This is a genomic window from Treponema endosymbiont of Eucomonympha sp., assembly GCF_001028545.1.
Window position 1 is genome coordinate 1 of the sequence record NZ_BBPW01000617.1, and the last position, 458, is coordinate 458.

A 458-nucleotide genomic window follows, 5' to 3' on the forward strand; every position below is an offset into this window, starting at 1 on the left:
CCCGCATGCCAGGTTGAGCGCGGTATGAAGCAGGCCGATAGCCCCGCCGCCGATGATGACAACAGTCTCCCCAGGGTTCACCCCGCCATGACGGCGATGTCCGTTAAGAACACAGGAGAGAGGTTCCGCCAGGGCCAGCCGCGTAGCTGGTATCTCCGTAGCTACCGGGATGATGTTGCCGCGAGAGACCGCTTGGGCTGGCACACACAACCACGGCGCGAGGCCACCATCAAGGCCGTAACCGACGAGCTCGCAGTGGCTACATAAGTGCTCCCGTCCTGCGAGGCAAGCCCGGCAGGTGCCGCAGGAGACGACGATGGAGATAGTTGCCTGTTGCCCGACAACCAGTCCTTCCACCCCCTCGCCGAGGGAGGCGATCCTTCCGGCGATCTCGTGACCGAGGGTGACCTCGGGGCGCACCCCGGCGGTTTTCTCACCGGAAATGATGCGTAGGTCGG

General features: G+C 64.4%; 1 protein-coding gene. It reads right to left on the minus strand.

The features are described from left to right. The coding region (locus AWU74_RS11005; protein ID WP_162505108.1) for an alcohol dehydrogenase catalytic domain-containing protein at positions 1-458 on the minus strand (458 nt) is incomplete at both ends.